The sequence below is a fragment of the Acinetobacter sp. YH12105 genome (genome assembly GCF_013419095.1).
GTDB classification, from domain to species: Bacteria; Pseudomonadota; Gammaproteobacteria; order Pseudomonadales; family Moraxellaceae; genus Acinetobacter; species Acinetobacter pseudolwoffii.
Genome location: NZ_VPAU01000002.1, coordinates 19052 through 32847, shown reverse-complemented (window position 1 = coordinate 32847; position 13796 = coordinate 19052). Strand labels below are relative to the sequence as shown.

At 44.4% G+C, this 13796-nt stretch carries 13 protein-coding genes; 5 read left to right on the top strand and 8 right to left on the bottom strand.

Annotated features, from left to right (window positions below):
• Window positions 1–41: 41 nt before the first annotated feature.
• Genes FTU44_RS02170 through FTU44_RS02160 form a run of 3 tightly spaced genes read right to left on the bottom strand, consistent with a single transcriptional unit; the run spans window position 42 to window position 3155 of the window.
• Window positions 42–740, bottom strand: a complete 699-nt coding sequence (locus FTU44_RS02170; RefSeq protein WP_005097015.1) for a histidine phosphatase family protein — start codon at window positions 738–740, stop codon at window positions 42–44.
• The gene (locus tag FTU44_RS02165; protein WP_005097016.1) at window positions 737–1858 is read right to left on the bottom strand and encodes a phosphotransferase family protein; all 1122 of its coding nucleotides are present in this window, start codon (window positions 1856–1858) and stop codon (window positions 737–739) included. The genes FTU44_RS02170 and FTU44_RS02165 overlap by 4 nt, the downstream gene beginning before the upstream one ends.
• 55 nt (window positions 1859–1913) lie before the next feature.
• Entirely contained in the window at window positions 1914–3155 is a 1242-nt protein-coding gene (locus tag FTU44_RS02160; protein ID WP_180049330.1) for an acyl-CoA dehydrogenase family protein, read from the bottom strand.
• A 92-nt stretch (window positions 3156–3247) separates the two neighbouring features.
• Between FTU44_RS02160 and FTU44_RS02155 the strand changes: the two genes are divergently transcribed.
• Both FTU44_RS02155 and FTU44_RS02150 read left to right on the top strand, forming a co-directional pair.
• Complete coding sequence (locus FTU44_RS02155; RefSeq protein WP_180049328.1) at window positions 3248–4165, top strand: LysR family transcriptional regulator; 918 nt, start codon at window positions 3248–3250, stop codon at window positions 4163–4165.
• Between the two features lie 222 nt (window positions 4166–4387).
• Window positions 4388–4942, top strand: coding sequence for a thermonuclease family protein (locus FTU44_RS02150; protein WP_180049326.1), 555 nt, complete (start codon window positions 4388–4390; stop codon window positions 4940–4942).
• 67 nt (window positions 4943–5009) lie between these two features.
• Here the strand turns inward: FTU44_RS02150 and FTU44_RS15140 are convergent, their stop codons facing one another.
• The 3 genes from FTU44_RS15140 to FTU44_RS02140 are packed head-to-tail and all read right to left on the bottom strand — an operon-like array spanning window position 5010 to window position 7573.
• Window positions 5010–5117, bottom strand: coding sequence for a DUF2474 domain-containing protein (locus tag FTU44_RS15140; protein WP_100328576.1), 108 nt, complete (start codon window positions 5115–5117; stop codon window positions 5010–5012).
• A 9-nt stretch (window positions 5118–5126) separates the two neighbouring features.
• The gene (gene cydB, locus FTU44_RS02145) at window positions 5127–6131 is read right to left on the bottom strand and encodes a cytochrome d ubiquinol oxidase subunit II (RefSeq protein ID WP_180049324.1); all 1005 of its coding nucleotides are present in this window, start codon (window positions 6129–6131) and stop codon (window positions 5127–5129) included.
• Window positions 6128–7573, bottom strand: coding sequence for a cytochrome ubiquinol oxidase subunit I (locus tag FTU44_RS02140; protein ID WP_005097024.1), 1446 nt, complete (start codon window positions 7571–7573; stop codon window positions 6128–6130). Before FTU44_RS02140 ends, cydB begins: the two co-directional genes overlap by 4 nt.
• A 256-nt stretch (window positions 7574–7829) precedes the next feature.
• Between FTU44_RS02140 and FTU44_RS02135 the strand changes: the two genes are divergently transcribed.
• Together FTU44_RS02135 and FTU44_RS02130 are read left to right on the top strand one after the other, a co-directional pair.
• The gene (locus FTU44_RS02135; protein ID WP_180049322.1) at window positions 7830–8270 is read left to right on the top strand and encodes a MarR family winged helix-turn-helix transcriptional regulator; all 441 of its coding nucleotides are present in this window, start codon (window positions 7830–7832) and stop codon (window positions 8268–8270) included.
• Window positions 8270–9469 carry an MFS transporter gene (locus FTU44_RS02130; RefSeq protein ID WP_005097026.1) on the top strand — a complete coding sequence of 400 codons (1200 nt, stop codon included), beginning with the start codon at window positions 8270–8272 and terminating at the stop codon, window positions 9467–9469. The genes FTU44_RS02135 and FTU44_RS02130 overlap by 1 nt, the downstream gene beginning before the upstream one ends.
• A gap of 6 nt (window positions 9470–9475) precedes the next feature.
• Here FTU44_RS02130 and FTU44_RS02125 read toward each other — a convergent pair whose 3' ends face one another.
• The gene (locus tag FTU44_RS02125; protein WP_100354793.1) at window positions 9476–10456 is read right to left on the bottom strand and encodes a GlxA family transcriptional regulator; all 981 of its coding nucleotides are present in this window, start codon (window positions 10454–10456) and stop codon (window positions 9476–9478) included.
• A gap of 114 nt (window positions 10457–10570) precedes the next feature.
• Between FTU44_RS02125 and FTU44_RS02120 the strand changes: the two genes are divergently transcribed.
• Entirely contained in the window at window positions 10571–12358 is a 1788-nt protein-coding gene (locus FTU44_RS02120; RefSeq protein WP_180049321.1) for an acyl-CoA dehydrogenase, read from the top strand.
• Window positions 12359–12412: 54 nt separating this feature from the next.
• Here FTU44_RS02120 and FTU44_RS02115 read toward each other — a convergent pair whose 3' ends face one another.
• A complete protein-coding gene (locus tag FTU44_RS02115) occupies window positions 12413–13627 on the bottom strand; it encodes an alkane 1-monooxygenase (protein WP_180049319.1) in 1215 nt (404 codons plus the stop codon).
• Between the last annotated feature and the right edge of the window lie 169 nt (window positions 13628–13796).

The following is a 13796-nucleotide window of genomic DNA, read 5'->3' as shown; positions in this document are numbered from 1 at the left end:
ATTCCTTTATTTTTCTAAGCAATCAGATTTGCAATATAGATTTAAATCCAGGTCAATAAATCCGGACGTTGCGCTTTAATATAATGATGTTCATTTAGGCTTAATAGCTGGGGTTGGTTGCCTACCAGACGTAGCGTGGTCATGCTGGTATTGGTAATTGCCCAGTTTAAAGCAAAAGTTTTATTCGGAGACAAACCGAGAATTTTGCCCGCAGCAACCGAAATGACTCCGCCCGACGTAAACACTACAGCATAGCGCGGTTTCTTTTCAGCCAGATCATCACACAAATGCTGCAATGCCGTTTCCACCCGATGTTTGAAATCTGGCCAGGATTCTTCATATTCATGGTGATAGTCACCGCCAGTCCAGCGCTCAATTGCACCTTCAAAAATTTTACTTAAATAGGCGCGTGGATTGGCATGCTGCGATACATCTTCTTTCAGCAGTTCTGGCTGATTAAAGCGTGGCTCATATTGAGCAAAGACTTGTTGATGATTAAATTCGTTCCAAGCTGAATCTGTAACTGGCTCACTTTCAGGAAAACATTCAGCCAAGGCCAATTGCGCCGTTTGTTGATGACGCTGCATGGAGCCTGCCACCACATAAGGTGCTTCTTTTAAAATTTCATCAAAATAGCGGCCCAATAATTTGGCTTGTAATTCACCATTTGGAGAAAGTTTGTCATAGCTTTCTGCACCGAAAGACGCCTGTCCATGGCGGATTAAATAAATCGTCGTCATTTCGGCATGAACTCCTTAAATTTGGTCATATATTTCTGTGCAATATCATTGGCCTCAATTTTCTGGCGGCCAATCAGTTTTAAGGCACGAATATGCAAGGCATGAATCACAATCCAGAAATCCTTAAATGCTGGATTATTGGTCTGTTTATGATAATAGCGATAATAAATTTGCTGCGCGATCACCGCTAAACGGAAAATTCCAAAGACTTCATAGAAGGTCCAGTTTTCAGGGGTTAATCCGGTTTTTTCCAGATAATAATCCACCACTTCTTTACGGCTAAACATGCCTTTTAAGTTGGTGGGTTGACGACGTGTGGCTTTAAAAATTGCATTATCCGTATCTTCAACCCAGTAAGCCAAAGCTGAACCCAGATCCATCAATGGATCACCGAGTGTCGCCATTTCCCAATCCAGAACGCCAATGACTTGAGTCGGATCGTTTGGATCTAAAATGACATTATCAAAACGCCAGTCATTGTGAATCAGACAGGTTTTAGCATCCACTGGGGTATTGTCTTTAAGCCACTGACGGACATATCTGAAAGATGGCACATTCAAGGTCTTGGCTTTGGCATAACGTGCATCCCAACCATCTACCTGACGATGACAATAGCCCTCGCCTTTGCCTAATTTCTCCAGTTCAGTACCCACATAAGGCACCTGATGCAACTCAATCAGCTTATCAATGACGTTAATACACAGTTCACGTACCTGAGCTTCATTAAAATTCAGTTCTCTGGGTAAATTGGCGCGTGGAATAATGCCTTCAATGCGTTTCATCACATAGAAGTCGCAGCCAATCACGGATTCATCCTGACAAAGTGCCACCATCTCTGGTAATACCGGATAAAACTCGGAAAGTGCGTGCTGAACCTTAAATTCACGGGCCATGTCGTGGGCAGATTTGGCTTTGGTACCTTTGGGTGGACGACGCAGAATTAGATCGGCATTGGTATATTTCAGACGATAAGTCCAGTTCGATGCGCCACCCGAATATTGAGTAACTTCGACCGGACCTTCAAGTTGAACTCCCTGCCCAATCAGCCAGTTTCCTACAGCCTGAACATCCAGTTCCTCACCTGCACGAACCGATCCACCGACATCAATAACTGCCATAATTTTTCCTTCAATTCTTTTTCAAATGTCTTCAAACTTTATATCGTGTTTAAGCTTATTTTTTATGGCGTGTACTGTAACCACGTTTAGCCAGTTCCAGTTTTGCGATCATACCTTTATGCACTTCATCTGGTCCATCCGCCAAACGTAGGGCACGTGCCTGAGCAAAGAATCCGGTGAGTGGCGTATCACGGGAGACACCAGCACCACCGTGAATTTGTATGGCCATGTCTACTACTTTTTCTAATACACTTGGCGCAACCACTTTAATGGCCGAGATTTCAGTCAAAGCCGCCATATTCCCTAAAGTATCCATTTTATAGGCTGCATACAAGGTTAAAAGACGTGCTTGATCAATCGCGACCCGTGCTTCAGCAACACGTTCCAGATTGCCTCCCAGTTTTAAAATTTCTTTACCAAAGGCAGTCCGGCTCATACCGCGGTCAATCATCAGCTCCAAAGATTTTTCCGCAGCGCCGATACAACGCATACAGTGGTGAATACGGCCTGGCCCGAGACGACCTTGAGCAATTTCAAAGCCTTGGCCGGCACCACCAATAAAACTGGCAACTGGAACGCGGACATTTTCAAAACTGACTTCACCATGACCATGCGGTGCATCATAGTCGCCAAATACCGGTAACATTCTTTCGATTTTCACACCCGCCGTATCGACAGGAACCAGAACCATGGAATGCTGATGATGACGGTCTTTGCTTTCATCTGGCGTATGCGCCATAAAAATAATGACTTTGGCATTAGGATCGCCCAGACCTGATGACCACCATTTACGGCCATTCAGAACAATTTCATCGCCTTCGATGACCGCCGTTGCTTGCATATTGGTCGCGTCACTAGAAGCCACCGCCGGTTCAGTCATACAAAATACAGAACGGATTTTGCCTTCAAGTAATGGCAGAAGCCATTGCTGTTTCTGTTCTTCAGAGCCATAACGCCAGAGGACTTCCATATTGCCGCTGTCTGGCGCATTACAGTTAAATACGGTCGGTGCAATCAGGCTACGGCCCGAAAGCTCGGCAATATGAGCATATTCATTGACTGATAAACCTTGGCCCAGTTCAGGACATGGCAGAAACATATTCCACAGCCCTGCTGCTTTGGCTTTGGCTTTTAAAGTTTCCAGTTCAGTCGGCCATTGCCATTTGGTCCAGTCACTGCCTTGATTTAACTCATGCACTTGCTGCCAAAAATCGGCTTCAACAGCGTCGATTTCATCTTTAATAAATTTTTTAGTCCGTTCAACATAGTCTTGTGCGCGTGCGGATAACTCAAACATGGCTATTTCCCTCTGGATATTTTGTATTCTGCTTTACAAGACCTTAACTTAAAAACTATTATGAATAAAATGATTTTAATCCATAGCTCATCATGCATAGCATTCATAATAAAACACTGATGGATATGAGTGTTTTCTATCGTATAGATATCAATTTATATCCACTTTTTGTCGCTATTTTTGAACAGAACAGTATTTCTAAAGCAGCACAGCGATTATGTATCACCCAATCTGCTGCCAGTCACGCTTTGCAGCGGCTCAGAAATCAGTTGCAGGATGATCTGTTCGTACGTTTTGGTGCAAAAATGCAACCCACGCCGTTTGCTGAACAGATTTATCCCGCCATTAAAAATGCCCTGATGACGATTCAAAGTATTTCTATTCAGCATCAACAATTTCAACCAAATATGGTGCAAAGTTTAAAAATTGCCGTACATGATGAAATTGAACCAATGATTTTTCCAAAGTTGGTGGCACATTTTCAGAAAATGAATCTGGATATTCAGTTTAGTAGCATCAAGCTGGATCGTAAAAATATCAGTGCTGACCTGGCGGCGCAGCAGGTCGATTTTGTCATGGATCTTGAGCAAAAACTGGGAGATAAAATTCAGTTTGAACCCTTAGTACAAGATGAATTTGTCGTCTGTACGCAGCAAAATAAAATTTCAGAACAATCCTATCTTTCCTCCCCACATATAGGCGTATCATCTCGCCGTACAGGTATCTTAATTGAAGATCTGTATTTGAGCCGTAAGCAGCTTTCAAGACAAATTTTTTTACGCTGTCAGCATTATTCAACTGCGTTGCAAATTTTGGAGCAATATCCCCAAGCGATGTTGACTATGCCACGCAATATCTTAGAGCATTTACAGATAGCCAAAATTCTTAATTTTTTTGAAGTGCCTGTGCAACTGCCTAAGATTAATATGGGAATGTATTGGCACAAAGATTTACAGGAAAATAAGAGACATCAATTTTTGCGAAGCGAAATTAATAACATTTTTGCTTAGGCTATTTCTAAGTGGATATTAATTTTGCTTAGGCTATTCTAATGGTTGGTATTGTAGCCTGAAATGTCAGGCTCAACCTAAATTGCTTAGGCTATTTATAAATACAAAATGAAACACTGACTGTTTAGCTTTTGAACTCTAGTGCTTGGGGCTTTCCTCTACAATCATGCATCTGCTTGCTGTTGTTCTTCTACAGCTTCTTTTGATGATCTGGATTTTAGCTTGTTGCCTCTTTCTCCCACCTGGCAAATTGTGCTGGGTTTATTTGCCTTATGCTTTTCCTATTATTTGCTGCACAAACTCACCATTTACCTCAAGGATATATTTCGTCCCTTTAAAAAAGGACAGAAATACTGGTGTCGTGTTAAGGCGGTTAGCGATGGGGATACCCTCACCTGCTACCGTCTCAATATTAGACGTTCTGAAACCAGACTACGTTTTGCCTATGTGGATGCGCCAGAATCCAGCCAAAGCTATGGCAAAGAGTCACAGCGTCTAGTTAAAAGCATGGTGAAAAACAAAATAGTTCGCGTGAAAATTACAGATATTGACCGTTATGGTCGCTGCGTCGGCGTCGTTTATCGCTATCGTAAAAATATCAATGAAGAAATCGTGAAACGCGGCGCAGCATGGGTCTACGAAGATTATATTAAAGATAAAAACCATTTACGCTATATGCTAGACTTGCAAAACAAAGCCAAAAAACAGAAAAAAGGGCTCTGGAAAAGTAGCCGACCTGTACGCCCGAGTGTGTATCGAAAACAGGTAAAATCCTAATCTTTGCTGATTTCTCTTCGCTATTAAAAAGTGATCCGGCTCGCCAGATCACTTTTTAATTTTTAAATTAATACGCCAGATGGACAAAAAACCTGAATGCGCCTGCAATTAAAGCCAGAGTAACGAAGCCTAAAATCCATAGGCCCACAAACCATAATATCTGCTTCCCTTTCATTGTTGCTCCTTAATGATAGCCATCATCCCCGACCCGCACTTTATGGCGGAATACCCAGTACGACACGCCGGTATAAATCAGAATGATTGGAATAAGTAATAAAGCACCAATTAAGGTAAATAATTGACTACTTTCTGGCGCTGCCGCCTCCCAGATGGTCACTGACGGTGGAATGATATAAGGCCAGAGACTGATCAGAAATCCGGTATAGGCCAGAAAAACCAGCACCAGCATGTACATGAATGGGCTAAGTTCCTTACGTTGTTTGCAGGCACGTAAAGCCAGCCAGGTAAATAACAGGACTAAGATCGGCACGGGCATGAGATACATAAATTGTGGCTGACTAAACCAGCGTTCCGCAATCTGCGGATGATTCAGCGGCGTATAAATACTGACAGCGCCCAGGATAATCAATAAGGCGATAATCATTTTTGGCATTAGCTGATACATACGGTCTTGTAACTGATCGGCCGTTCTAAAAATCAGCCAGCCACAGCCTAAGGCAGCATACAGCACCATGACACTCAGACCGGTAAACAGGCTAAATGGTGTCAACCAGTCCAGCCCGCCGCCCGCATAAATGCCATTTCGGGTTTCAATTCCCTGAATATAAGCGCCTAAAATCACCCCTTGCAGGAAGCTGGTCAGCGCAGAACCACCAATAAAGGCTTTGTCCCACCAATGTTTACTGCGATTGGCCTTAAAACGGAATTCAAAAGCAACACCACGGAAGATCAGCGCAATCACCATCAGGATGATCGGCATATACAGTGCAGATAATACGGTAGAATAGACCAGCGGAAATGCTGCAAATAAACCTGCGCCACCCAATACCATCCAGGTTTCATTGCCATCCCAGACAGGCGCAACAGTATTCATCATCACATCACGGTCATCCTGATGCGGAAAAAACGGAAATAGAATGCCAATGCCCAGATCAAAACCATCCAGAATGACATAGATCAGGACACCAACGGCGATGATCACCACCCAAATCAATGACAAATCAATCATTTTTTATTCTCCTGATCTGCATTATCGGCCCCATCCTCAATACTCTCGCGAATACTGCTCAATGGCCGGCGAGATGCCTGAATTACGTCACTATCAATTTCATGTGGGGGTGTAGAATGAATAAATTCCGGGCCTTTGTGCATGAGTCGCAACATATAATAAATACCGGCGCCAAAGACCACACAGTAGACCACGACAAAGATAATCAGGGTCAAGCCTACCTGCTCTGCCGATACCGGCGATAGGGCATCTTTGGTACGCATGATGCCATAGACCACCCAGGGTTGACGGCCAACCTCCGTCGTAAACCACCCAGCCAGCATGGCAATAAAACCGGAAGGCCCCATAATCAGGGCAAACCGATGTAATCCTCGGGATTCATAAAAGCGACCTTTTTTACGTGACCATGCCCCCCAGATTGCCAGCAGTAGCATCAACATTCCTAGCCCGACCATGATCCGAAAACTCCAGAACACGATTGCCGAATTAGGACGGTCTTCAGGTACAAAATCCTTTAAGCCGGTGACAGTACCGTCCATGGAATGTGTCAGGATCAAGCTGCCCAGATTAGGAATGGCGATGGCATATTTGGTTTCCTCAGCCTGCATATCTGGCAGTCCAAACAGATATAAAGGCATGCCGCCATCATGATTGGTTTCCCAATGACCTTCCATTGCCGCCAGTTTGGCGGGTTGATGTTCAAGCGTATTTAGACCATGTACATCACCCACCAAAACCTGTAGCGGCGCAAGTGCCAGAATCAGCCACATTGCCATGGAAAATGAAGTTTTGACCAAGGCATCACGACGGCCCTGAATAAGATGCCAGGCTGCTGTGGCTGCCACCAGCAATGCAGAAACCAAAAAGGCAGCAATCGCCATATGCGCCAAACGGTAGGGAAATGACGGGTTAAATACGATGGCGATCCAGTCTTTGGGGACAAACAGACCATTTTCGATGGCAAAACCTTGAGGCGTTTGCATCCAGCTATTGGAGGATAAAATCCAGAACATCGAGATACAGGTGCCTACCGCGACCATCAAGGTCGAGAAAAAGTGTGCACGTGGCCCCACCCGTCCCCAGCCGAAGAGCATAATTCCCAAAAAGCCCGCTTCCAGAAAAAAGGCGGTAAGAACTTCATAGGCCAGTAATGGGCCAGTCACGCCACCTGCAATCCGGGAGAATTCACTCCAGTTGGTGCCGAACTGATAGCTCATGACCACGCCAGAGACCACGCCCATCCCAAATGCTACAGCGAAGATTTTCACCCAAAACTTAAACAGATCCCGATAAATCGGGTCTTGGGTTTTGAGCCAGCGCCATTCCAGAATCGCCAAAAAGCTGGCCAATCCGATTGAGATTGCAGGAAAAATAATATGAAAAGAGACAGTAAAGGCGAATTGTATTCGCGCTAACTCTAATGCGGTTAAACCCAGGGTCATACATTTCACCTATATATAATTATTTGTAGGAGCCTTGCTTAGATTTATTAGTGAAGTGTTTTTTCTTGGTCTTAGCTTAGGCTTAATTTGGCTTGGCAATATGTAGACTTTTGTCGGTTATTTTTTACTCAAGTTAACAATGTGTGAGCGCTATTTAATTAAATATGCAAGTGAATATTTAATTGAACGGTGACCACTTGTGTAATCCAAAAAATAGGCGTAAATTGGCTGTAAATTAGTTAGCCAGGTTAACTATATGCCTTCTGCCTCTCTTCCATTTCGCGCCTTGTTATTACGCTGTGCACGGTTACTCAGTGATGAAATCAATACGATTTTATTATCTTCACAGTTAAATTATTCCTTATGGCAAGTGCTGTATGTGATTCAGACGCATCAGCAATGTACCCTGATGAATATTTCTCATTATTTGAGCGTATCTAAACCCAGCATCAGTAAACGTATCCAGAATTTAGTGGAACTCGGTCTAATTAGCCAACTCGAAACTGCAGACAAGCGTCAGAAGCTATTCACACTGAGTGAGCAAGGAGTCGAGACTTTTGCCCTGGGTTCCACACAGATTGAGGCATTTGAAAAGCAGTTGCTTGAGCAAATTGCCTCAGATGATATTGAAAGTAGTAAAAATATCTTGATGCAGCTCATTCAGCAGTTACAACCCGCTTCGCAGGATCGACTTTAATGAGCCAAGAACAAACGCCTTTATGGACTCCCAATTTTATTTTGATCAGTCTGGTGAATTTCCAGTTGGTGCTGGTGTTTTATTTGCTGGTGATTGTGATTGTCGGCTACTCGGTAGCAGAATTAGGTGCAACCACGGCACAGGCAGGGCTGGTTTCTGGCTTGTTTATTGTCGGTACCTTATTCGGCCGTCTTATTATCGGGAAACTGCTAAACCGTTTGGGCCTAAAAATTACGCTTGTGGCCGGTCTGACAGGTTTTCTGCTTTTTTCTGGCCTCTATCTGATTCCGGCCAAGCTGGAAATTTTACTGGGCATCCGTCTGATGCACGGTTTTATGATGGGTGTGGCCTCAACGGTATTAGGCACCGTGATTGCCCAGACCATTCCTGCGACTCGACGTGGTGAAGGCATTGGTTATTTTAGTATGAGCAGCACACTTGGCACGGCGATTGGCCCCTTCTTAGGCATCTGGCTAATGTCAAATTTTAACTATCAGGTGATTTTTGTTTTTACCAGTGTAGTCGCACTCAGCTGCCTGATTTGCAGCCTGTTTATTCAGCCGCCACAGATTAAAATAACGAATCCAGTCAATCATATAGAAAATCAGTCATCCAGCAGACTGGCGCAATATATTGAACCCAAGGCTTTGCCGATTTCGATGATTGTTCTGATTGTGGCAACCTGCTATTCCGGCGTCTTATCTTTTATTCATTTCTATGCCAAAGAGATTAATTTAGTCGAAACGGCTTCTTTTTTCTTTTTGATGTATGCCATTGCGATTTTGCTTTCACGTCCATTTACCGGCCCGCTAATGGATCGTAAAGGTGAAAACATCATCATCTATCCGGCCATTGTGATTATGGCCTTAGGAATTTTATTACTCAGTCAGGCCCATAATGCTACGATGTTATTGGCCAGCGCCGCACTGCTTGGTTTTGGCTTTGGTAATCTCCAGTCCGTCTGTCAGACCATTGCGGTAAAAAGTACCAGTTTGCAGCGTATGGGGCTGGCGACTTCAACCTTCTTTATTGCGCTAGATGCAGGTTTGGGTTTTGGACCTTATTTCCTCGGCATGCTTCTGGATCAGATCGGTTATCGTCAGCTTTACCTGTACTCTGCTGTACTGACCATCAGCTGTCTGATCTGGTATTACCTGTTGCATGGCCGTAAAGCGGGGGAAATACAACCTTCTTATTAAACACTTCTAAAAGCGACGGCTAAAGCGGCGCCGATATTCCAACGGCGTCAAGCCAGTTTTTCTATGAAATAAACGGCGAAATGAACTTGGGTCCTGATAACCAATATTTTGCATGATCACATCCACCGCCTGATCGGTTTCTTCCAGACGTTTGCGTGCAGCTTCAATCCGGATCGCTTGCAGATACTGATTTGGCGGCAAGTCCAGTGCCTGTTTAAAATGGCGAATCAAGGTACGCGTGGTGACATTAAAACGTGTTGCAATATCATCCAAGCTAAAAGACTCATGAAAATGCTGCTCCAGCCAGTTCTGGACATTTTGCACCAGTTCATCATGATGCGGTTGTCCAATCTTGAGTAAGGAATAAGACAGCTGGCTATCGCGTCGATAATCAATCACAAAAGATTTGGCCGATTGCATGGCCACCTCAAAGCCATAAAAACGTTCAATCAGATGCAAACCTAAGTCGAACCAGGCCAGGCCACCACCCGCGCAATAGATATTCTGGTCGCGGCTAATCATCAGATCGGCATTCAATTTGACCTGCGGATAATGCGTCCGGAAAATATCTTGAAAGCCCCAATGCGTCGTTGCCACGCGATTATCTAAAATACCGGCTTCTGCCAGAAAGAAATTTCCGGTGCAATTTCCAGCAATTAAGGTCGAATCTGCATGAGCAGATTTTAGAAACCGGATCAGCTCAGGGTTTTGTTGCAATACATCCTGAATCGGTGCAGCTATGGTTGGCACCACCACAATATCTGCAGTTTGAATCTCTTGATAGGAACAATGTGCCTGTAATTCCAGACCATTAATACAACGAATCGGTTGTCCATCAGGACTGGCAATACTAACTTTAAACAGGCGCTGTACATCCTGCTGCTGAATGCGGTTCCAGCTCACACCGGCCATGGCAAATAAATCGACGACACCGGTAATGGCAGAAGCCAGAGCGCCATCAAAACTCAAAACTACGACTCGCTGCATCTTGATCTCATTGTCATTTTTTACCTGTTTGATGTCATTATTGACAATCCTGCTGAATAAAAGCAACTGTTAGTCTTGGCGCTATCTTAAGGATTTTACATTCAGGACAGTACCGTGACCGAGCTAATAAATGATAAAGATCTTAATTTTCTACTTTATGACGTATTCAAACTTGAAGCGCTGACTGAACTGCAACGCTATCAGGATCATGATAAAAATACCTTCGACAGCATTCTGGAAACGGCAAAAGGTATCGCGACTGATTATTTTGCGCCGCATAATGCCAAAGCTGATCAGCATGAACCGAACTTTGATGGCAAACAGGTCAAAACCATTGATGAAGTGAAGACAGCCTGGCAGCAGTTTGCCGATGCCGGCCTGCTTTGCGCCCAGCATGATTATGCAGATGGTGGCATGCAACTGCCCACTTTGGTGAATATGGCCTGCAATGCTTATTTCATGTCAGCCAATCCGTCCACCGTGGCTTATTCTTTTCTAACAGCCGCTGCGGCGAACCTGATACAGGCTTTTGCCTCCCCAGAACAAAAGCAAATATTCCTACCGCATATGTTGAGTGGCCGCTTTGCCGGCACCATGGCCATGACCGAGCCGAATGTAGGTTCCTCTTTGGGCGATCTGACCACTAAAGCCATTCCTCAGACAGATGGAATTTATAAAATTAAAGGCCAGAAAATGTTTATTTCGGGTGGCGATCAGGACATTACTGAAAATATTGTGCATCTGGTCTTAGCCCGGATTCAGAATGCACCGCAAGGCGTGAAAGGAATTTCTCTGTTTATCGTACCAAAATTCAAAACCAACGAGGATGGTTCACTCGGTGAAGCTAATGATGTACAGCTGGCTGGCTTACTGCACAAAATGGGCTATCGAGGTACCACATCCACAGTTTTAAGCTTTGGAGAAAATGACAATTGCTTAGGCTATTTAATTGGAGAACCAGGACATGGTTTAAAATATATGTTCAAGATGATGAATGAAGCGCGTGTTGGCGTAGGCCTCGGCGCAGCCATGATTGGCTATCGTGGCTATCTGGAATCTCTGGATTATGCTAAAAACCGTCCGCAAGGCCGGCCAGTTCATGAAAAAATACCTGATTCCAAAGCAGTGAATATCATTGAACATACCGATGTCAAACGCATGCTGCTGGCGCAAAAGTCGTATGTAGAAGGTGCGCTGGCGCTGTGTCTATTTGCAGCGCGGCTGATTGATGAGCATCAGGCAGCTCAGGATGAAGATAGTGCCATTCTGCTGGATCTGATCACACCGGTGGTGAAATCCTTCCCTTCCGCCTATGGTCCGAAAGCCAATGATCTGGCCATTCAAGTCTTGGGCGGCGCGGGTTATACCCGTGAATATCCGGTGGAGCAATGTTACCGTGATAACCGGCTCAATCCGATTCATGAAGGAACTTACGGCATTCAATCTCTGGATCTGCTGGGACGTAAACTCTGGCAGCATAATGGCAAAGGGCTAAATCTGCTCATGCAGCGCATCCAGAAGACCTTGTCAGAGATTCATGAACCTGAGATAGTGGAACTGGCAGAGATATATAAACAGCACCTTGCCACTGTACAAAAAACTACTCAGGTTTTAGGTCAGGCCCTACATCAAGGCAAAGTCAGTGAAGCTTTGGCCAATTCAGGCCTGTATCTGGATATGATGGGCAAAACCATCCTATCCTGGCTATGGCTGGAAATGGCAAATCAGGCTCAACTCGAGTTTGGCACATCTTCGCAGGCAGAAGATCAGACTTTTCTGGCAGGGAAAATTCAGGCAGCTCAATATTTTATTCGCTGGGAACTCCCTGAAATTGAACATCAGGCCAAATTACTGATGAATCTGGATGATACTTGCCTGAATATGCAAGGCGACTGGTTCTAGGCAGAATTCATCAAAAAATGCGCCTTTATCGGCGCATTTTTATTTTTTAATTCATTAAGCTGCAGAGTCTTTTACACCAAATTTTTTTAAAAGCTTGGCACGCTTGGAAGGCAAGATATTGGCCTTGCTTAAATCGCCCTGATAATGCTGATAGACTCGCTGATCCATGATTTTGTACCATAAAGGTGGAATCAGGGCTGGAATCAACATGGTCGCATAACCGCTCGGTAATTCTGGCGCTTCATCAAAATGCCGTAGCGCCTGAAATGGCCGGCTTGGAAAGGCATGATGATCGGAATGGCGTTGTAACTGATACAAAAACAGATTGGTCACGATATTGTTGTTATTCCAGCTATGTTCCGGCAAGGTTCGCTCATAACTGCCATCCGCTTTCTGTCCGCGTTTTAGTCCGTAGTGCTCGATATAATTCACAATCTCAAACAGGCTGACGCCATAAAATGCCTGTGTCAGTGTATAAGGAATAATTTTCTTGCCATACGCCTTTAGCATCAAGGCATGATAGCCGGCACTCATGGCCCAACCATGAAACAGTTCATTTTCCTGACTAAAGAATTTCAGTCCCTTACGCTCGAGCCGTCTTTTTTCAATCTGGATTGCAGATTTTAATCCGCCTATTACGGTACGTGGCCAGAAGCGGTAAAAAGATTCACCCATTTTCGAAGATGCCGGATCTTCAGGCGTGGCTACCCGTTTATGGTGTCCATAAGGATGTTCAATCCGGAAATGGTTATAGCCCAAAGGCATCAGGCTGGCATTAGACCAGTAATGGTCTTTTTTCTGCGGACGATGGCTGAGTTCATGTGCGGTATTTACGCCCACACCATTAATCGCACCCATAGAAATTCCAAGCAGTACCTGATCCAGCAAAGACACATTTGGTCGGCTTACGACATAGCCAGCAAAGGCATTGGCTGCCATTTGCAAGGGAATAAATGCTTTTACAATGCGGTCATAATAAGGATCGTTAACCAGTGCCTTGATCTGCTCATCATTTGGATTATTGGCATCATCGCCAATCAGGGCATCTAATGTCGGAATAATCACATGCAGTAATAAAGGCCCGCCCATCGCAAAGATTTTTTGAGTGGCTTTGGGACCAAAATGATAACCGGCCAGAATTCCCATTCCGATCACAGGCAGACCTGGGCTGAGCAACCAGCCAAAACGTTTTTTATCCAGCTTTACACCTTTTGGTGCGTACGCTTCCTTCGTAAACTGCGCTTTCTGGATTTGTGCAGGGGCATTCATTGCGACCTTCCTTTTTTATGTTACTCTGCACTTATAGTTGAATATTTCAGCAGTAGCGAACAGTATTCAACGTCCAGAAAAGCTATGTCAGCGTCTTTGGCACATGCTGCCAAATTCTGGCCTAAAATCACAAAGTTAAAAAATTTATAGTCAATTAAATGAAATAAAT

Coding starts and splice junctions, on each gene's coding strand:
- FTU44_RS02170 (WP_005097015.1), bottom strand. CDS start 740: ATGACGACGATTTATTTAATCCGCCATGGACAGGCGTCTTTCGGTGCA.
- FTU44_RS02160 (WP_180049330.1), bottom strand. CDS start 3,155: ATGTTTGAGTTATCCGCACGCGCACAAGACTATGTTGAACGGACTAAA.
- FTU44_RS02165 (WP_005097016.1), bottom strand. CDS start 1,858: ATGGCAGTTATTGATGTCGGTGGATCGGTTCGTGCAGGTGAGGAACTG.
- FTU44_RS15140 (WP_100328576.1), bottom strand. CDS start 5,117: ATGAAAGGGAAGCAGATATTATGGTTTGTGGGCCTATGGATTTTAGGC.
- FTU44_RS02140 (WP_005097024.1), bottom strand. CDS start 7,573: ATGACCCTGGGTTTAACCGCATTAGAGTTAGCGCGAATACAATTCGCC.
- FTU44_RS02155 (WP_180049328.1), top strand. CDS start 3,248: ATGCATAGCATTCATAATAAAACACTGATGGATATGAGTGTTTTCTAT.
- FTU44_RS02130 (WP_005097026.1), top strand. CDS start 8,270: ATGAGCCAAGAACAAACGCCTTTATGGACTCCCAATTTTATTTTGATC.
- FTU44_RS02135 (WP_180049322.1), top strand. CDS start 7,830: ATGCCTTCTGCCTCTCTTCCATTTCGCGCCTTGTTATTACGCTGTGCA.
- cydB (WP_180049324.1), bottom strand. CDS start 6,131: ATGATTGATTTGTCATTGATTTGGGTGGTGATCATCGCCGTTGGTGTC.
- FTU44_RS02125 (WP_100354793.1), bottom strand. CDS start 10,456: ATGCAGCGAGTCGTAGTTTTGAGTTTTGATGGCGCTCTGGCTTCTGCC.
- FTU44_RS02115 (WP_180049319.1), bottom strand. CDS start 13,627: ATGAATGCCCCTGCACAAATCCAGAAAGCGCAGTTTACGAAGGAAGCG.